11 protein-coding genes are annotated in these 20,524 nt (G+C 38.0%); 9 read left to right on the top strand and 2 right to left on the bottom strand.

What is annotated here, in order from left to right:
* Positions 1-60: 60 nt before the first annotated feature.
* On the bottom strand, positions 61-1,062 hold the full coding sequence (locus JW794_09510; protein MBN2018348.1) for an NAD(P)H-dependent glycerol-3-phosphate dehydrogenase: 1,002 nt from the start codon (positions 1,060-1,062) through the stop codon (positions 61-63).
* Between the two features lie 160 nt (positions 1,063-1,222).
* On the opposite strand from JW794_09510, the gene clpB reads away from it, so the two are divergent.
* The 3 genes from clpB to JW794_09495 all read left to right on the top strand — a co-directional run bounded on the left by clpB (position 1,223) and on the right by JW794_09495 (position 8,544).
* A complete protein-coding gene (gene clpB / locus JW794_09505; protein MBN2018347.1) occupies positions 1,223-3,823 on the top strand; it encodes an ATP-dependent chaperone ClpB in 2,601 nt (866 codons plus the stop codon).
* Between the two features lie 35 nt (positions 3,824-3,858).
* The gene (gene groL / locus JW794_09500; GenBank protein ID MBN2018346.1) at positions 3,859-5,499 is read left to right on the top strand and encodes a chaperonin GroEL; all 1,641 of its coding nucleotides are present in this window, start codon (positions 3,859-3,861) and stop codon (positions 5,497-5,499) included.
* Between the two features lie 144 nt (positions 5,500-5,643).
* Positions 5,644-8,544, top strand: coding sequence for a choice-of-anchor D domain-containing protein (locus JW794_09495; protein ID MBN2018345.1), 2,901 nt, complete (start codon positions 5,644-5,646; stop codon positions 8,542-8,544).
* 65 nt (positions 8,545-8,609) lie between these two features.
* Here the strand turns inward: JW794_09495 and JW794_09490 are convergent, their stop codons facing one another.
* On the bottom strand, positions 8,610-10,334 hold the full coding sequence (locus tag JW794_09490; GenBank protein ID MBN2018344.1) for an LruC domain-containing protein: 1,725 nt from the start codon (positions 10,332-10,334) through the stop codon (positions 8,610-8,612).
* A 205-nt stretch (positions 10,335-10,539) separates the two neighbouring features.
* On the opposite strand from JW794_09490, the gene JW794_09485 reads away from it, so the two are divergent.
* The 6 genes from JW794_09485 to JW794_09460 all read left to right on the top strand — a co-directional run bounded on the left by JW794_09485 (position 10,540) and on the right by JW794_09460 (position 20,520).
* Complete coding sequence (locus JW794_09485) at positions 10,540-13,149, top strand: insulinase family protein (GenBank protein MBN2018343.1); 2,610 nt, start codon at positions 10,540-10,542, stop codon at positions 13,147-13,149.
* 63 nt (positions 13,150-13,212) lie between these two features.
* Complete coding sequence (locus JW794_09480) at positions 13,213-14,367, top strand: hypothetical protein (protein MBN2018342.1); 1,155 nt, start codon at positions 13,213-13,215, stop codon at positions 14,365-14,367.
* Position 14,368: 1 nt separating this feature from the next.
* The gene (locus JW794_09475; protein ID MBN2018341.1) at positions 14,369-15,859 is read left to right on the top strand and encodes a PAS domain S-box protein; all 1,491 of its coding nucleotides are present in this window, start codon (positions 14,369-14,371) and stop codon (positions 15,857-15,859) included.
* Positions 15,837-16,178 (top strand): HAMP domain-containing histidine kinase, encoded by a 342-nt coding sequence (locus JW794_09470; protein MBN2018340.1) that lies wholly within the window; start codon positions 15,837-15,839, stop codon positions 16,176-16,178. The genes JW794_09475 and JW794_09470 overlap by 23 nt, the downstream gene beginning before the upstream one ends.
* 90 nt (positions 16,179-16,268) lie before the next feature.
* Complete coding sequence (locus tag JW794_09465; protein MBN2018339.1) at positions 16,269-20,243, top strand: PAS domain S-box protein; 3,975 nt, start codon at positions 16,269-16,271, stop codon at positions 20,241-20,243.
* Positions 20,233-20,520, top strand: a complete 288-nt coding sequence (locus tag JW794_09460; GenBank protein ID MBN2018338.1) for a hypothetical protein — start codon at positions 20,233-20,235, stop codon at positions 20,518-20,520. The genes JW794_09465 and JW794_09460 overlap by 11 nt, the downstream gene beginning before the upstream one ends.
* The last annotated feature ends 4 nt before the right edge of the window (positions 20,521-20,524 follow it).

The following is a 20,524-nucleotide window of genomic DNA, read 5'->3' as shown; positions in this document are numbered from 1 at the left end:
AATTTGATCTATTTTCTAATCTCAAATATCTAATGTATGAAAAACAGAACTGACACAATATTAAAACTCATCCTCGCTTTTTGGTGATCTCGTCATAAGCGTGATGACACCTTCTCGTGGCGGGAGAGCGCCAAATAATACCTCATGAATCTGTTCTGTTATGGGCATATCAACATTCATTTTATTTGAGAGCTGATATGCAGAACGGGTTGTATTCACTCCTTCAGCAACCATTTCCATCGAGGATAAAATCTCTTTGAGAGTATAACCCTTTGCAAGTTGATTGCCAACATAACGATTTCTGCTGTGTAAGCTATCACAGGTAACAATCAGATCACCGATACCTGAAATACCAGAGAATGTATGGGGATTTGCACCGCAGGCAACACCCAGCCGTGTGATTTCTCTCAAGCCCCGCGTAATAAGTGCAGCTTTCGTGTTGTCTCCCATTCCCATGCCGTCAGAAATTCCTGCTCCAATAGCAATAACGTTTTTCAATGATCCACCAAGCTCTACTCCAATAATGTCTGTACTTGTATAAACCCGGAAATAATCAGTCATAAAGAGATTTTGAACATCTTTTGCATACGATTCATCAATAGAAGCAGCTACGATTGTTGCAGGTAGTTTTTTACTCACTTCTTCAGAATGCGTAGGTCCTGAAAGCGTTGCGATACTATCATAAGACAATCCTGATTCATCATGAATTACTTCAGACATTCTGAGCATTGTCTCATTCTCGATTCCTTTCGCAACATTCACGATTTTTTTATCTAACAAAATATCTTTGCATTGGCTAATGATTTTACGAACAACATGTGAAGGTACTGCAATGATAATGATGGGTGATTGATCGACCGCATCGCACAGGTCATTTGTTACATGAAGATTATCTGGGAAGTGACATCCTTTTAAAAAGAAAGGATTTTCCCGGGTTTTCTGCATTTCCAGGGCTCTGTCTCGCATCCATTCCCAGCCTACGATTTTATATCCTTTATCTGCTAATAATATTGCAAGGGTCGTACCCCAGCTTCCCATTCCTATGACCGAAATCTTATCCATCATTTTCCTCTAAATTTTAATAACACTATTGACATCAAGATTAAAAATATTACAAGTTTTTTATTAATTAGCACTCTTATAATTTAAGTGCCAAAATTATTTGACAATGCTATTAATACCTCTATATTTTTTAATAAAATCGGAGAAATTTAATCATTATATGAATTTAAATAAATTTACATTAAAGGCACAAGAGGCTATTCAGTCAGCACTTCAGCTTGCCCAGGAGTTTGGTCATCAAGAGATCACACCAGCTCATGTTATGGCTGTGCTGATGAAACAGCCTGAAGGAATTATTCCTTCTATCTTGAATAAGTTAGAGGTCAATAAAGACCAGTTCTATCATGCAATTGAAAAGATATTGCATAACAAACCATCCGTTTCTGGCAGTTCACAACAACCCTATCTATCAACAGAATTGAACAGGATATTTACAACTGCCCAGAAAGAAGCGGACAGGTTAAATGACGATTACCTGAGTACGGAACATATCTTTCTTGCGATGCTTCGAGATAAAAATGAACTGACTGAACTTTTTAAACAGTTCGGTATTAATGAAAAAGATGTTATGCAGATCCTCAAAGATATACGGGGGAATCAACGTATCACCGATCAGAATCCCGAAGCGAAGTATCAAGCTCTTGAACGTTATGCAAGAAATATAACCGACCTTGCTCGGAAAGGAAAGCTCGATCCTGTTATCGGTCGGGATGATGAGATCAGGTCAGTAATGCAGATACTTTCGAGACGCAGGAAGAACAATCCGGTTCTCATAGGAGAGGCTGGAGTTGGTAAAACTGCTATTGTTGAAGGTCTTGCAAAGCGCGTTGTTGAAAATGATGTCCCTGAGAACCTTAAAGGCAAGGATATTGTTGAACTCGATATGGGATCCCTTCTTGCTGGCGCAAAATTTCGAGGAGAATTCGAAGATCGTTTGAAAGCAGTTCTTAAAGAAGTCGAATCAGCAGAAGGACAGGTCATTCTTTTCATCGATGAGCTTCACACAGTTGTGGGTGCTGGTGCAGCTGAGGGTGCTGTTGATGCATCAAATATGCTTAAGCCGGCTCTGGCTCGAGGTGAGCTTCATTGTATCGGTGCAACAACATTGAATGAATATCGTAAATATATAGAAAAAGATGCTGCTCTCGAACGCCGCTTTCAACCGGTCATGGTTTTTGAGCCGGACACGAACGACACGATTTCGATCCTTCGAGGTATCAAAGAAAAGTATGAAATCCATCATGGTGTGAAGATCAAAGATTCAGCTATTATTGCAGCTGCTACTCTTTCTGAGAGATATATCACGGATAGATTCCTCCCTGACAAAGCGATCGATCTGATCGACGAAGCATGCGCACATATCCGAATTCAGATCGACAGTCTGCCCACAGAATTAGATGAGATCGAACGAAAGATCCGCCAACTTGAGATTGAAAACCACTCTTTAAGAAAAGAGAAGGATGAAAAATCAGTTGCCCGAAAAAAGGAAATTGAGGAACGTCTGAAAGAACTTCAGGAGAAAGCGAATCATATACGAACACACTGGACTCGTGAAAAGGAACTTATCAGTTCAATTAGAGAGATAAAAAAGAATATCGATCAAACCAAAACTGAGATGGAACGAGCTGAAAGAAATGCTGATCTGACCAAAGCTTCCGAACTGAAATACGGAACCATGAGTAAACTCAATGAAGAGCTACAGAAAAAGAATAAAGAACTCCAGGATCTGCAGAAAAATCAGCAAATCCTCAAAGAAGAGATCGACGAAAATGATATAGCAGAGATCGTATCCAAATGGACACATATTCCCATTTCTAAAATGCTCGAAAGCGAAGCTGCACGGCTTGTTGATATGGAAAAAGATCTCCATAAACGAGTAGTAGGTCAGGATGAAGCAATCGTTGCAATATCTCATGCCATTCGTAGAAACCGTGCAGGCATCAGTCCCGAGGGTCGCCCGATAGGAACCTTTATGTTCCTCGGCCCAACAGGTGTTGGAAAAACCGAACTGGCAAAAACACTCTCGAAGATTCTTTTTGATACTGAAAAAGCTATGATCCGTCTTGATATGTCAGAATACATGGAACGTCATACAGTTTCGAAACTTGTCGGTGCTCCTCCCGGATATGTTGGTTATGAAGAGGGCGGTCAACTCACAGAAGCAGTTCGCAGAAGACCATATTGCGTTATCCTTTTTGATGAGATCGAGAAAGCACATCCTGATGTATTCAATATTCTTCTCCAGATCATGGAGGATGGACGTCTCACTGACGGACAGGGTCGTACTGTCGATTTCACAAATACTGTGATCATCATGACATCCAACATTGCATCTCAGGAAATCTTTGCTGCCAGCTCAAAAGAAGATATTTCGCGAACTGTTGTTATGAAAGCTCTTCAAACTCATTTCAGACCTGAATTTCTTAACAGATTAGATGAGATCATCATCTTTCACAAACTATCACAGGAAGATATGAAAGAGATCATGATGATCCAGCTTGGTGATCTGAAAAAACGGTTGGCATCCAGAGGATTTGACATAGACTTTTCTGAAAAAGCTGAAGAATTTCTTCTTCAACATGGCTATGATCCTCAGTATGGCGCACGACCATTAAAGAGAATAATTCAAAAAGAAGTTGAAAATAAAATTGCTCTTGAACTCCTCAAGGATTATAATATTGAAGACGGAGAAATGTCTCAAAAGCACAGAAAGCTTTTTGTTGACATGAAAGACGGTGAAATTGCCATTAAGCGAAAATAAAATTAAGAATCAAAAAATAATAAACAGGAGGCAAAATGGCTAAACAACTTGAATTTGGACATGAAGCCAGAGAAAATCTAAAACGTGGTGTTGACTTACTTGCAAACGCAGTAAAGACAACGCTTGGACCACGCGGCAGAAATGTTGTACTTGAGAAAAGCTTTGGATCACCCACTATCACGAATGACGGTGTGACCATTGCAAAAGAAATTGAACTTGAAGATAAGTATGAGAACATGGGTGCTCAGATGGTCAAAGAAGTGGCTACAAAGACCCATGATGTTGCTGGTGATGGAACGACAACTGCAACACTACTCGCACAAGCAATTATTCAAGAAGGATTTAAACACGTCACAGCAGGCGTGAATCCTATGTTTATGAAGCGTGGATTAATGAAAGCATCTGAATTGGTCGTTGATGAGATCGGCAAATTAAGTAAACCGATCAATACATCAAGCGAGATCGAGCAGATCGCTACCATTTCAGCTAACAATGATGAAGAAATCGGAAAACTCATCGCAGATGCTATGGAAATGGTCGGAAATGAAGGTGTTATCAACGTCGAAGAATCCAAGACAATGAAAACCTATCTTGAAAAAGTGGAAGGTATGCAATTCGATAGAGGATATCTTTCTCCATATTTTGTAACCGATACTGACAAGATGGTTGCAGAACTCGAAAGTGCTTATCTGCTTCTTCTCGATAAGAAGATATCGGTCATGAAAGACCTGCTTCCCATTCTTCAGGAAGTTTCCCAAACAGGCAAACCTCTCTTGATCATTGCAGAAGATGTGGAAGGTGAAGCGCTTGCAACACTCGTTGTAAACAAACTGCGCGGTACTTTGAATGTATGTGCTGTCAAAGCTCCTGGTTTTGGCGATCGTAGAAAAGAGATGCTTCAGGATATTGCAATCCTTACAGGTGGAACCGTTATTTCAGAAGAAGTCGGTCTTAAACTCGAGAATACGAAACTTCATGATCTTGGTATTGCAAAGAAAATCATTATTGATAAGGAAAATACCACGATCCGCGAAGGAAAAGGTGCAGAAAAAGATCTTCATGGTCGTATCAAGCAGATCAAGCAGCAGATTGAAGACACAACCTCAGATTATGATAAAGAAAAACTTCAAGAACGCCTTGCAAAACTTTCGGGCGGTGTCGCTGTATTAAATATCGGTGCAGCAACTGAGACCGAAATGAAAGAGAAAAAGCACCGAGTTGATGATGCACTTCAGGCAACACGTGCTGCTGTTGAAGAAGGTATCGTGATCGGTGGTGGATGTGCATTGCTTCGTTCTGCCAAAGCAATCGATAAACTTAAACTTGATGCTGAAGAGAAAATTGGTGCTGAAATCCTTAAAAAAGCACTCGAAAAACCAGTGTATCAAATAGCTAAGAACGCTGGATTTGCCGGTGATGTTGTTGTTGAAAAACTTCATAATGAAAAAGACCCGAAAATTGGATTTAATGCAGCAACCTGTGTCTATTCTGACCTTATGGCTGATGGTGTTATTGATCCTGCCAAGGTTACACGATCTGCAGTCCAGAATGCATGCAGTATTGCAGGATTATTCCTCACAACTGAATGTATCGTTGCTGATCTTCCAGAAAAAGAAGGTGCAGCTCCAGCTATGCCCCCAGGTGGCGGTATGGGTGGAATGGGCGGAATGTATTAATCCGAAGTTCCCAAAATATTCTTACAAGCACTCATGTTCAATCATGGGTGCTTTTTTTTTTATAAATTTGAGAAATAGATTACAAATTGACAAAATATTCTTACATATAAGATTCTTGAAAAAAACAAAAGGAGTGCAAAGAAGATGAAAAAATTTATTTTCATTTCTATGATTTTTCTTTTAATACCGCTTGCTCTTTTAGCTAACAGAGAATGGACAATTCTAGCACAGTATCCGATTCCTGAAGGTTCATCAGGGCTTGCATGGGATGGAACATACCTTTACAGTGGTATTTACGGTTCCGCCGGTGGAGATGTATATCGGATCGATCCATCAAATGGTTCGTATCAATTGCAATTTACCGGCACTCAAGGTGATGCCTTTGGTCTCACCTATGATGGTACTTATCTATGGACAACTGACCATCCGGGAAGCACTTCAACTCCTGCAGTTGCTATGCAATTTAATATGAGTGGAAGCTTAATTTCGCAATTCAATCTACCTGATCATTATATGTCCGGCATTGCTTATGATAGTGGTGATTTCTGGGTCGCAACGTACTATCCTGATCCTGCTACGATTTATAAAGTTAACACTTCTGGCACTATTCTTCAACAATTTACCGCTCCGGATAACCAACCATGGGATCTCTGTATGGAACATGGAAATGTATGGATGGCCGACTATTGGGGAGATGCATTATATGCAATTGATCCAAATACTGGTAATGTTTTAGAAACACATGCTGCTGAACATGAAGATCCTGCTGGTGTTGTGTATGACGGTCAGTATCTTTGGTATTGTGATAATGGTTCCGACTATGCTAATGACTGGTTATATAAGGTTGATCTTGGCGGTGCAGGAACTCCGGTTATCAATATCCCAAATACGAATTACCCCTTTGGAACAGTAACAGTAGGTGATTCGGCTTCATGGAACTGTTATGTTTACAGCGCAGGTACCGGAGATCTTGAAGTTACAGATATTACACTCAGTGGTCTAAACGCCTCGGATGTATACTACACGCTTTCACTCCCGCAAACAATCACACCTGGCAATAATATTGTTATTCCGTTTACCTATGTTCCTTCGGAAGCAGGTTCATTGAATTGTGTTGCTTCAGTATTTTCAAACGATCCTCTTGCAACACAGGTTGATGTAACCATGACCGGGGATGCAGTAAATCCAGGTCCGAGTATTCATGTTGTGAATCCAACTCATGACTATGGTACAGTTCGTGCGAACTCATTGAGTAGGTGGTACATTGAAATTGAGAATATTGGTGATGAGACACTCACTATTTCGAATGCCTATTCAAGCAGTCCCAGTCACTTCTATATTGACGATGCTGTTACATATCCCATTAATCTCTCTCCTCTGCAAACAGTACAAATGGGTGTTTGGTTTACACCAGCAGCTGGTGTTTACTATACTGAGACAATAAGTATTGACAGTAACGATCCCTCAAGTCCGTGCACACAGGTTGCAGTAGCAGGAGAAGGAAACAACATCGATTATCCAATTGGAAATCAACTCTGGTACTATTATATTTCTACCAGCTGGGATAACAGCGTGAAAGCTATTGCTCCGATCCCAGATATTAACGGAGACGGCATTGCTGATGTTGTTGTATCCTCAGAAGATGATTATTTCCGATGCTTTAATGGTAATTCATCCGGGCTGGCAGATGTTCTGTGGGAAATTGAAATTCCGAGCGGTTCTCTTTGCTATCAGCATGAACTTTCTACGACAAAGGATCTTAACGGTGATGGATACTATGACTTTGTTGTAGGAACGCCATGGGGAGATCGTTCAATTCGAGCAATTTCCGGAAAAACCGGTGCAATCATCTGGACACATGATACTCAGGAATATGGTGATGGTGGATGGGTTTACCAGGTCGATGCTGATTTTGATTTCAATGCTGACGGTGTACCGGATGTCGTTGCGGCAACTGGTGATGACGGAGATACACATACAGGACCGCAAAGAGTTTACTGCCTTGATGGAACTGACGGATCTTCCTTATGGGAATTCTATCAACCTGGACCAAAATTCTCAGCAATCGGTGTTGATGACGTTAATGGAGATAATATACCTGATGCCATCGGTGGTGGCTCTAACCAAAGCGAGACAAATGGATATGTGTATGGCATAAACGGTGCAAATGGGACGCAACTATGGAGTTATGGAGTTTCAGGTTCATCTGTATGGGCTCTCGGTCAACTTGATGACATCAATGGTGATGGTGTGAAAGATGTTATTGCTGGTGATTTCTACGGTACTTTCTATTATTTCGACGCAACAAACGGCAATGTTCTCCATACAGGCAGTATGGGATCGTGCCTTCTCCTCGATGTCGAGATCTTCAATGATGTGAACGGCGATACATATCGGGATGCTATGTTGGAGAATAGCAGCACAAACAGTAGAATGCTGAATGGCTACAATGCAGGAAGTATCTGGAACGTTTCACTTGTGGATAAACCTTGGAATATTGCTCGTATTGATGATATCAGCGGAGACGGCATCAATGATGTAATTATCGGTACACTCTTCCAGACAAACTATGGCTATTTTATGAATGGAGTTAATGGTGATATTTTACACTCATTTAACTTTGGACAGGCAGTCGATGGAATCAATGCAATACCCGATATCGTTGGTGATGGAAGCATGGAAATGGTTATCGGTGGAAGAGAAGGCACTCTTTCTTGTTATTCCGGTGGTTTGAATTCCCTTGTTTCGATTGATGATGAACCGACTTCCTCCAACTCGCTTATAGCACAAAACTACCCGAATCCTTTCTCTGGTAATACTACGATCTCCTTTTCAAAACCTGACGGAGAAATAACCCCATCAACAATTAAGATCTATAACCTTATTGGACAGCTTGTTACAGAAGCCGATCTTGATCCAATGCAAAATTCCTTTACGTGGGATGGTAATAATCTGAACGGAGTACAAGTTTCATCTGGAGTCTACTTCTATAAAATTCAGAGTGGTTCATATTCGGTAACAAGTAAGATGGTCTATATGAAATAAACCAACATTATAAAAAAAAAGCCACGATTTATGCGTGGCTTTTTTTTGTATGTATAAAGGAAGAATTATTTACTCGGTACCTGGTATATCATATCTTCATTTTGATAACCGGGTAGATCAAGATACCAGTCCGCTTTCTGTGCACCATCACTTAGTACCCATTCAACAAAATAGTTGAACGCATCGGATATCTGTATCATTTCGATTGGGTAGTTACAGCCTTCAGCTATCAGGATAGCCCAGGGAAGATAATTTGCCGTACGGAAATAGATACCCATAGCGAGATTTGTTGCATCATCAGCTGTATCGAAGAGTGCTGTATTCATTTCAAACGTAGGGGGATAATCCGGAAGATGAATCTCATGACTTCGAACGCCATTTTGCAACAGGAATGGATTAAAGGGAGCAAGATTCCAGGGAACAACAACTTTTGACTTGTCTGATTCTGTCATTGGAATTGTGACTGACCATGATACAGGCGTTACATACTCATATTCATACCATGTGTTTATCCATTCAGAAGCACTGCTGACATTAAATACAACTTTATGATTTTCAAAAAAGATCACGGTTCGATTATCAGTATCCACATATGCCATATCCAGTTCGTCATCAATCGTACCATTAACTTCCCAATAATTTGGATACTGGATTGCAAATCCATTTGTCAGGAAACCGGCACCGGCAGCACGAAGATAGAAGTTATTGATAACTTCAACTATTTCATTGCTTGCATTTGTAACTTCATTAACATTATAATCCATTACTAGGTCGTTCATGTCATAGTCACCCTTTTCAGGCCAGAGGTCTTCCCACATGAATGTTCCATACTGACCTTCAGCAGGAGTATAATGATTAAAGGATCTGTCTGGATCATCTGGATAATCATCCCAATCATCGGTAACTCCATCACCATCAGAGTCGTTGCATGTAGGAGTATAATCAACATCAAATGTTACTTGCCCAATAATATTAGCTGATTTTGCTTCGATAGTAATTTCTGTTAAAGTTTCAGCATCGTCATTAGGTATAATATAGATAAAATAGCTATAATCACCATTCTTTGGTCCCTCCCCAACAGTTTCGAACTTAATACTGTAATATGGATTATTAGTTGGACTTTCAATAGTATAAGTGTAGCCGTTTGATGAATAAGTAGAACCATTAACTGGTTGAGAGGGAACCACACCTGCAGGTAAACTTATAGCGACATGACTTAATGCCCTATCATTATCGTTTTTAACTTTGAATTTTATTGTTGCAGTACCATTACAATTATCTACTATTTCATAAAAATAGAATGTATATCCATTATCAGTCTGGATTACATATTCATCCCTCGTTAGCTCTGATTTACTCTCGTAAACTGGTGGAATACATACAAAAGTATCAAGGATAGATGCTTGGGTTGAATTTTCAATATTTAACCAAATTTGTTGAAGAAGTGTGCCTGATTTCAGGAAGACAGATTCATAATAACTTGGTAAAGCTATAGTACCAAAGAATTGTGCATTTTCATTTGTTCTGATTGAAAGAACACGTTTTGTTCCTCCATCTTCTGGATTATCCTTCCATATTTCAAAATGCCCAAATGGCATAAGGAATCCATATTGATCAATGGAAGTGATATCGAGTTCTACAGAACGTGATGTATTAAATTGAAATTCAGGATCAGCAACAAGATCATCCATGTTATCATCGTGCTTGCTGCTAGAATTGAAAAGATTACATCCTGCTAATGCAATCAAAAAAACAAAAACTAAAAAACCTAAGATCCAGTACTTTTTCATGAGTACCTCCTGTGTGTTAGGAATTAATAATAATATAGTAAAATTTGTCAAATATTACAAAAAAAATATATTTTCATTCAAAAATAAGAGAAACAAAAGTTTGTTTATTATTGGTAATTGATACATTACCGTATCGATAAAACTTTACAAGTTATCTCAGTAAAAAATTTAATATTTATTATTTTATATTATGAACGGAGTTTAAATGAACTATAAAATTGTTGTTCTTATTGTCGTTATCTCTGTATTAAGTTTATCTGAATTTGCATATGCAGACACTATCTTGGATAAGACCTTAACAAATGGTATGCAGATAGCAGTTAAAGAAAATCATAATAACAATTCAATCGGTTTTTATTGTTTTGTAAAAACAGGTTCAGTTAATGAAGGTGAATATCTTGGAGCAGGAATATCTCATTACCTTGAACATGTTGTTGCAGGAGGATCGACAACCTATCATACCGAAGCAGAATACGAAGCCATGGCCAAAGAGATGGGTGCTATTGTAAACGCATATACAACATCAAATGCCACAGCATTTTACATTACTGTTGATAAGCAGTATGCTAATCAGGCTTTGGAAATTCTCTTCCAGCAGATGCATGCCTGTGCCTTTGATTCAGTAGAAGTCGCCCGTGAAAAACAGGTGATCCTCAAAGAAATAGTCATGAGGTCTACACCTCCTCGATCAAAAGTGTATCAAAGGAATAATGAACTGGTGTTCCCAACATCGAACAGAAAATATCCGGTAATCGGATATACAGAATTATTCAAAACCATTACCAGGGATAAACTCGCAGATTACTATCATAAAAGATATGTGCCCAATAATATGATCTTCGTAGCAGCCGGAGATTTTGACGCCGAAGATATGCTTCAAAAAATTGAAGATATATTCAATGAACTCGAACGAGGACAGCTTGATCCGGTTTATCTTCCACCACAAAATCCTCGCAGCGGGACCATACAATATATGGAAGAATTCCAGATTCAACAACCGACTGTTGCGATTACCTCAATACTATCCTCAGCAGATTTCGACCAATATCCAGCTTTGATAGCTGCACTGGATATTCTTTTCGGAAAGCGTCAATCACCTATTAAATATAAGCTCGTAGAAGAACTTCAACTCGTAAACTATATTTATGCAAGAGTAAGTGTTTCAATGGACATGCCGGAGGGAGTCATCTCAATTGGTTTCGAAGCAAAAGATCCTGAACAAATAGATGAGATCATTAGCATAATTGATGAAGAGATTGAATGGTACAGCATTGTAGGTATTGAGGAAGCAGATATACAAAATCTCATTACCAGGTACAAAGCCAGCCAGCTTCTGAGCACTCCAGGTGTCGATCATGACTGCAATAATATTGGATGGAATCTCATGATGTTTGGGGTTACTGATTCCGATGAACTCTTCATTAATGCATTCGAGCAACTTACGACAAAAGATGTTATGAACAGCATCAAAGAATTCCTTGTACCCAAGAACCGCGTGATTTTCTATGCACTTCCTGAAGGAACGAAACAATTACTCGATTCAACAGAAGAATTACTTGCCGAGACATCAACACCACAGAAGGTTCAAGTCAATGATAACCTCACGTTAATTTATAAGCAAAATACATTGAAACCGATAATCAGTGGTGTTCTATATCTTCCTATTGGAGATACATATGAAACAGTTGAAACAGTAGGTACGCTCTCATTCATGGAAAATCTTATGCTTAAGGGATCAGAGAAATACAATTCGCTTGATCTGACCGAATGGAAAGAAGATCATGCTATTGATCTTGATGTAAGAATAAATGATGATGGAACCTATATTGAGTTTAAATGCCTTAACGATGATTTTTCAAAGCTTCAGGACATCATTATTGATGCGATGAATCATCCTACATTTCCAGCACACGAGATCATGCTTGCTCAACAAAATGCTATGGCTCGATACCAGCGCTCGTTGAGTAATGCATCGTCAATTCATAATGAGTTCAGGAGTGAGAAACTCTATCCGGGGCAATCTGCAGGTGTGTCCAATCTTAAGAAACTCGAACTCAAACAAGCTCTGGATCAGCAGAATTTGATGACAATGCATAAGAAGTTCTTTAAAGCAGAGAGTGCCATCGTAACATTATTTGGAGACTTGACCATGCATGAAGCAGAAACTTATGCAAAAAGATTTTATAGCAATTTTCCACAAGGTAATATTGATGAACCCAAAAACCCTCTCGTCGTTCCGAACATAGAGGAAACTTTTGTTCAGGAATATGATTTTGAGCCAGTCAATATTGATCTTAATTGTATTGCTCCAGCACGGAATATTGAAACAAAGGATTACTGGACTATGAGAGCTATACTCGCAGTACTCAATGGTTCAAGAGGAAGAATACACAAGGCAGTACGTGGTCAAAATGACCTTGCTTACTATGGTTATGCTCAATATAGCACCGGACAAGACTACGGTTTCTTCAGGATTACCAGCCAGACATCTATAGACAAGAAAGATGAACTAATAGCAGTACTTAATAATCAGATTGAACTTCTTAAAAATGAAAAAGTATCTCAGGATGAATTGCAGGCTGCAATCGATGATAATATCAAAATGATCAAAACAGATATCGATGATAACCAGCTCCCATTCTATATGACACATTATGAAGCTATTGGATTTGGGTACGATTATCTGGACCATTTGAAAGAAAATCTTTCGAAAATTACTCCTGAAGACATTCAACAAGCAGCCAATACCTACTTTGGAAAAGTAGCTGTATTCGTATCAGAGCCAAATGCTGATGTAGATCTGATGGTGCAGTAATAGAATAGAATTTTTTTAAAAAAATAAGATAACTTCATACCCTCACAGGTAGGATAAAGAGCTATGAAATATAAAAATACGATTATTTTGTGCATCATCATATGTATTATTATAGCTCTTGGCGCTATTGCTATTGTCCGTTTTTCACCGCGAGTGTTTTCTACAGATCCAAGACTCAATGATGGAAAGCAGTGGAGAATTGGTTATTATGAGGGAGGACCTTTCATTGATTATTCATTAAGCATTCGAGGGACGGTGAAAGGTCTTATACAGCTTGGGTGGATCACTCCAATAAACATACCTGCGTTTTTAGATGATGACGATACAGAATTGATCTGGAATCATATTGCACAGAATGTGAATAGTAAATTCATTACTTTTGTTAAAGATGCATTTTGGTCATCAGCATGGAATGATTCACTGCGTATAAAGAATAGAAAAGATGCTCTTGATAAACTCAAAAATGGTTATGTTGATATCATGATCGCAGCTGGGACCTGGGCGGGTCAGGATCTTGTTAATAGCGAGCACTCAGTACCAACCATGGTTATAACTTCAAGTGATCCAATACAGGCAGGTATTATCAAATGTGCAGATGATTCTGGATATGATCATATTTTTGTGGAATGTGATCCATATAGATACCAAAAACAGGTCGAACTATTCCACGATATTATCGGATTTGAGCGATTAGGTGTCATGTTTGAGGATTCTGAAGATGGAAGGATCTATGCAAACTTTAGTGATCTTGAGAAGGTATCAAAACAAAGAGATTTCAAACTTATCATCTGTCATGCAAACGAAGAAGACACAGAACAGGGATCCTTTGAAAATGCAATGAAGAGTTATCAGATCCTGGCTCCGATAGTTGATGCAATGTGGATTGGACTTCACCAGGGAGAGTCGACGAAGTTTCTTCCGCAATTGCTTGAACCAATTTTTGAATTTCATGTTCCTACATGGTGCGTACTCGGAGAACCGGCTGTTAAAAAGGGAGTCCTACTCAGTATTACTCATCAGAATTATGATGATCTTGGACTCTGGTATGCGTCTAATATTGCAAAAATTCTTAATGGGGCAAAACCACGTGAACTTTCACAGATATATGAAGAGAACAACCATATTATGATCAATGCGGAAACAGCCCGTAGGATCAAATACAAAATACCGCAAACATTATATGATATTGCTGACAAGGTTTATAATACTATAGAATAAAATGAAAAAAAGATCATGGTCTCCCGCTAAGATAATCCTCATTTCAATTCTTTTTGGTCTACTTTTCTGGATTGCTGATTCCATGATACATTACTTCGAATTTTCAAGCCATCTGAGGATGATGATCGTTCAAAAACCTGGAAGTTTTGCTGACACGCTTATTCTCAATGTCTATCCACACCAATTAATTGGGCGTCTGATCTTTCTTTTTGCTTGTATTATCGGAGGTGTGATAACGATAATATTTCTTTCAAGACAAAAAGAAATTGAAAAAGAACTGATCGAAAGTGAAGAACAATATAGGAATGTAACTGAAAGAGCTAATGATGCTATCAGCATTATATCTGATGGTAAGATACAATATGTGAATCCGCGATTTTGCGAGATATCCGGTTATTCTACAAGAGAATTGATCGGAGCTTCTATTACAAAAATACTTAAAGAATCAGAAATCCCCAAAGTAGTTGATCATTATGAAAAACGAATGAATAATGAGAATGTTGAATCTGTGTATGAAATCATAATACTTCATAAGAACGGAGCAGAGATATTTATAGAAATCAATGCTGGTGTTATCACGTGGAAGGGTTCCAAAGCTGATCTCATTATTGCAAGGGATATAACCTTCCGAAAAATCGCTGAAAAAGCACTTCAAGAAAACGAAGAGAAGTATCGAACTCTAATAAATAATATCAATACAGGATTGTATAGAAATTCAGTGGAATCGGATGGTACATTTATTGAGGTAAATCCGGCTTTTGTAAAAATGTTTGGTTATGACAGCAGGGAAGAAATGCTGCAACTCAAAGCTGTTCAGCTTTATGCAAATACAAAAGACAAAGAAGATTTCAATCGGGAGTTGATGGAGAAAGGATTTGTGACAAATCGAGAAATGCTTTTGCAAAGAAAGGATAAGAAAACCTTCTGGGCAAAGGTTACGGTAATGCTCATAAGAGATGATAATGATAATCCCCAATATTATGATGGTCTTGTGGAAGATATCACTGAAAGAAAACAAGCTGAAGAGCAACTGAAAAAAACAAATATTGAATTAAGGCAACTGAAGGAGAATTTGGAAATCAAAGTGAAGGATGCAATAAAAGAGATCAGAGATAAGGACCACCTCCTTATAAAACAGTCGCGCCATGCCTCAATGGGTGAAATGATCGGCAATATCGCGCATCAGTGGAGGCAACCATTAACAGCAATAGCAGTTCTTATCCAGGATATTGAAGAGGCATATAAATATGATGAACTGACACAGGAGTATTTAGAGAAATCTATTAAGACAACAATGGATCAACTTAAGTATATGTCTCGAACTATTGATGATTTCCGTAATTTTTTCAAACCTAATAAATTAAAAGAAAATTTCTCGGCAAACGCAGTAATACTCAAGACCTTGGATTTTATCAGTAATAGCTTTGAACATAACCAAATTGAGTTGAAAATCGATCTACATAAGGAGTGTGAGATCATGGGGGTATCCTAATGAGTATTCGCAAGTGATACTGAATATACTTAACAACGCTAAAGATGCAATACTCGAAAAAGAGACCAAGAATGCAAAAGTCCAGTTAATGCTCGATCAAAAGGATGGCAGGACGATCTTAACGATTTGGGATAATGCCGGTTCGATACCAAATAATATTATTGACAAAGTTTTCGACCCATACTTTACTACAAAGCAACACCAGAAAGGAACAGGTCTCGGATTGTATATGGCAAAGACAATTATTGAGAATAATATGGATGGCTCTATACAAGTTAAGAATATTGATGGTGGTGTGAAATTTATTATTGAAGTATAAAACTTCGATGAAAGAAGTGCTGGTTCGTCAATAATATCAAAGTATAATTTTGCCCTAAGTTTTTAGGATTTTCAAGTCAAGGAGTATACTATGTCTGAGAAAAAGAATACACATTCGAAAGACAATACTCACAAGCACAATGCATCCTCTACTCAATCTGTTGATCCAACCAAGTTTGAACTCGAAACATTATGGAGCATATCACCAGACCTTTTATGTGTTGCAGATTTTAATACTGCTACGTTTATCAAGGTTAATCCTTCATTCACGAAGGTGTTAGGGTATGATGAAGGGGATCTTCTGGACAAACCCTTTCTAGATTTTATTCATCCTGATGATATTGAACCCACCATTAAAGTCATTGAAGAAAATTTGAAGCAAGGTATAACGGTTATCAATTTTATTAATCGTTATCGATGCAAAGATGGTTCATATAAATACCTTGATTGGATATCGAGACCGATTAAGGAGCGAGGTCAGACCTTTGCTATTGCCCGTGATGTATCAGATAGAGTTGGAGTGGAAGAAAAACTCCATGAACAATCTCGTGAAATGCAATCCGTACTTAAAAGTATGCTCAATGCGTTCGTTATTTTTGATTCTGTTTTTGATAAAAAAGGAAAATTCATAAGCTATCGGTTTGTATATATAAATGATGCTTATGAGAAAATAACAGGTGTTAAAAATGATGAGGTGCGGGGTAAGACCGTCCATGAAGTGTGGCCCGAAACCGAGCAAAGCTGGATAGAGAAATATGGTTATGTTGCAACAACCGGTGAGACACTCGTCTTTGATAACTATCATGAACCAACAAAAAAACTCTACCATTGCCGCGTCTATCGTCCATGGGATTCGCAGGATCGATTCTGCGTGATCTTTGATGACATTACCGATTGGAGAAAAGCTGAACGTGAGTTGGAACTTCTTTCACAATTCCCCAAGCAAAATCCCTATCCAGTGATGCGAATTAAAATGGACGGGACTATTCTTTTTAAGAATGATGCAAGTGATATGATCCTTAAAAAATGGGGGGCAAAAGGAGGAAATAAGGTAACTGATCAAGCATTAAGGTTCGTAAGAAAAGCGCTGACATCCCAGACACAAATTCAACACGAGATCGAATTCGGAAAACGGTTTTTTACGTTAACTTTTTCACCGATTCCTGGTTCAGATCTTGTTAATGTGTATGGATTAGATATTACTGTTAGACATGATGCTGAAGTAAAGCTCAAGGAGAGTGAAGAAAAATTTCATTCGATCTTTGATAATGTGCCTGAAGGACTTATCTATACTGATCTCAAAGGATCGGTTATTGAGGTTAATGATGAGCTATGTAAAATTGTTGATATCAATAAGGAGGAATTGTTAGATAAAAAAGCTATAACCTTAGCGAAGAAATTCTTGGATAAAAAAATGATAGAGCCGGTGCTGAAGACAATAGGGAAAGCACTAATTGGGAAAAAAATAGCACCTTTTGAAATAGAGTTTTATGATAAATATCTGCAAATTAGTGCAAATGTTCATAAAAAAAGTAAGCGTATCATTGGTGTCATTCGTGATATAACAACAAGAAAACAGACCCAGGAAGCTATTAAAGAAAAAACAAATTTCCTTAACACCATAACAGATACCAGTCCTGTTGGAATTGTACAAGTTAATGCAGATGGCTTATTAACCTTTGCCAATCCTGAAGCTGAAAAAATTCTACATTTGGAAAAAAGTGAAATTACATCAAGAACATATGATGATCCGGAATGGCAGATTGTTGATTTTGATGGGAATCCATTACCGAATGAAAAATTACCATTTTCTATAGTGAAAAATACTGGAGAACATGTTAAAGAAATACATCATGCAATTAAATTACAAAATGGTGAGATGGTTTATCTTTCAATAAATGCTGCTCCTCTATTCACAGAAACAAACACTTTTTCTGGCATGGTAGCATCAATTGAAGATATAACTGCAAGAGTAATCGCTGAAAAAGAAATCAAGCAGAAAGGAGAATTGCTTCGCGCTACAGGAAAAATGGCGAAGGTTGGTGGATGGGAACTGGACGCCAAGACGAAAAAAGTGTATTGGTCAGAGGAAACATATAGGATCCACGAAGTTCCTTTAGATCAAGAACCTCCCCTCGCAGATGCGATTAATTTTTTTCATCCTGATGACAGACCAATTCTTCAAAAAGCAATTACAAATGCCCTTGAAAAAGGAAAACCCTATGATCTGACTTTGCGTTTCATCACTGCTAAAGGTAAAAATTTGATAACACACACAATGTGCGAACCTATTCTTGAAGGTGGTAAAGTTATAAAATTATTCGGTACATTCCAGGACATAACTCCGATAAAAAAAGTTGAAGAAGAACTCAGGGAAGCACTAAATTTCAATAAAACTCTTCTTGATACCTCCCCTGATATTATTTATATTTATGATATTCTTGAGTATATAAATATCTATACCAACCAAGGTTTGAATAAAATTTTGGGATATTCCATTAAAGAAATTCAGGAAATGGGTAATAAATTGATCGCTACGTTGATGCATCCCGATGACTTACAAGTCTATTTGAATGAAACATATCCTAAATATAAAGATTTACTGGATGGTGAATTGCTGTATCACGAATATCGTATGAAGCATAAAGACGGTTCCTGGCGCTGGCTTAATTGCCGCGAATCAATATACCTTCGTTTGGAAGACGGTACACCAAAACAAATATTTGGACTTGTCAATGATATCACCGATAGTAAGACAATACAGGATAAACTAGAGGAAAGCCATGCGAGATTATTAGCAATTTTGAATGGTATAAAAGAGCCAATTTATATTGCTGATATGGACACATATGACGTTATTTTTGTGAATCAAGTAGTAGAAGATATATTTGGAGATCCTGCACATAAAAAATGCTATAAGTACCTGCAGAATAGAGATGAACCATGTCCATTTTGTACAAATGATAAAATCCAGGGTGATTATAAAGATGAGTCATATATTTGGGAATTCCAGAATGAAATTAACGGACGATGGTATCGTTGCATCGACAGGGCACTTAAATGGCCGGATGGTCGTACTGTTCGATATGAAATGGCAATTGATATTGATGAGCAAAAGAGAGCAGAGGAAATTATCGAATCAAATTATAGAATGCTCCATCTTGCTGGAGAGACTGCAAGATTTGGAGGGTGGACTGTTGATCTAAAAACTAATACCTGTGTATGGTCTGACGCTGTGGCAGATATCCATGAAGTACCCCATGGCTATTCACCTCCTGTTGAAGAAGGGATTCATTTCTATGCACCAGAATGGCGTGACAGAATAACGAAAGTTTTCAACGACTGTGCTGAAAGAGGAATTCCGTATGATGAAGAAATGGAGATTCTTACACAGAAAGGCAAACGTCTTTGGGTTCGTACGATTGGTAGAGCAATAAAGAACGAAGAAGGTGAAATTGTTGGTATCCACGGTGCTTTTCAAGATATCTCAGGAAAGAAAAAAAGTGAAGAAGAAATTAAAATAAGCGAAGAACGCTTTAGAGAACTGTTTAATACTATGGGAAGCTATGTTGCGGTTTATGAACCGTATAATGATGGAGAAGATTTTATTTTCAAGGATGTAAATAAAGCTGCAGAAATTCAAAGTAATATTAAGAAAAGTGAGGTAGTTGGGAAAAAGGTCACAGAGGTTTTTCCTTTTGTTAAAGAGATGGGACTCTTCGAAATATTTCAAAAAACCTATAAAACAGGGAAAAAACTTCATCATCCTCTAGTCCTTTATAAAGATGAGCGCATGCAACAATGGGTTGAAAATGATGTTTATAAACTACCCTCCGGTGAGATCGTAGCAGTGTACGAAGATACGAGCCAGCTGAAGAAAGCTGAAGAAAGCTTGAGAAAACATCAAGAGCAACTGGAGGAACTTGTTAGAGAAAGAACTGCTGAGTTGGAAAATAGCAATGCTGAACTCAAACGTATGAATAAACTCTTTTTAGGCAGAGAGTTCAGGATTAAAGAATTGAGAGATAAGGTTAAAGAGCTGGAGAATGAATTGGATGAAAAATAAATTTTGTAAAAGCCACGAGATTTATCTCGGGGATGGTAAAGATTTAAAACCAAATTTAGTTTTAATCCAAGATTGGGGACTAAAGTCCGACTGTTTATTATCCTATTATTTCCCACGACTTAAAAGTCGTGGGAAGTCATATAAGAGTTTATTCCAGAATAGAATTTTGAAGATAGTGGAAAACCAACTCAGCGATAATGGAGATAATATCATGAATAGCCCCGAGATTCAGCCCTGGGATATAAAATTAATTAAAAACAGGGATTTTAATCCCTAAAAGA

This window comes from Candidatus Cloacimonadota bacterium (genome assembly GCA_016932035.1).
Classification (GTDB): Bacteria; Cloacimonadota; Cloacimonadia; order JGIOTU-2; family JGIOTU-2; genus Celaenobacter.
Note: the sequence above shows the minus strand (reverse complement) of the source record. Positions and strands in the feature narration are given on the sequence as shown.

Coding starts and splice junctions, on each gene's coding strand:
- JW794_09460 (MBN2018338.1), top strand. CDS start 20,233: ATGAAAAATAAATTTTGTAAAAGCCACGAGATTTATCTCGGGGATGGT.
- JW794_09465 (MBN2018339.1), top strand. CDS start 16,269: ATGTCTGAGAAAAAGAATACACATTCGAAAGACAATACTCACAAGCAC.
- JW794_09510 (MBN2018348.1), bottom strand. CDS start 1,062: ATGGATAAGATTTCGGTCATAGGAATGGGAAGCTGGGGTACGACCCTT.
- JW794_09495 (MBN2018345.1), top strand. CDS start 5,644: ATGAAAAAATTTATTTTCATTTCTATGATTTTTCTTTTAATACCGCTT.
- JW794_09490 (MBN2018344.1), bottom strand. CDS start 10,334: ATGAAAAAGTACTGGATCTTAGGTTTTTTAGTTTTTGTTTTTTTGATT.
- JW794_09480 (MBN2018342.1), top strand. CDS start 13,213: ATGAAATATAAAAATACGATTATTTTGTGCATCATCATATGTATTATT.
- clpB (MBN2018347.1), top strand. CDS start 1,223: ATGAATTTAAATAAATTTACATTAAAGGCACAAGAGGCTATTCAGTCA.
- JW794_09485 (MBN2018343.1), top strand. CDS start 10,540: ATGAACTATAAAATTGTTGTTCTTATTGTCGTTATCTCTGTATTAAGT.
- groL (MBN2018346.1), top strand. CDS start 3,859: ATGGCTAAACAACTTGAATTTGGACATGAAGCCAGAGAAAATCTAAAA.
- JW794_09475 (MBN2018341.1), top strand. CDS start 14,369: ATGAAAAAAAGATCATGGTCTCCCGCTAAGATAATCCTCATTTCAATT.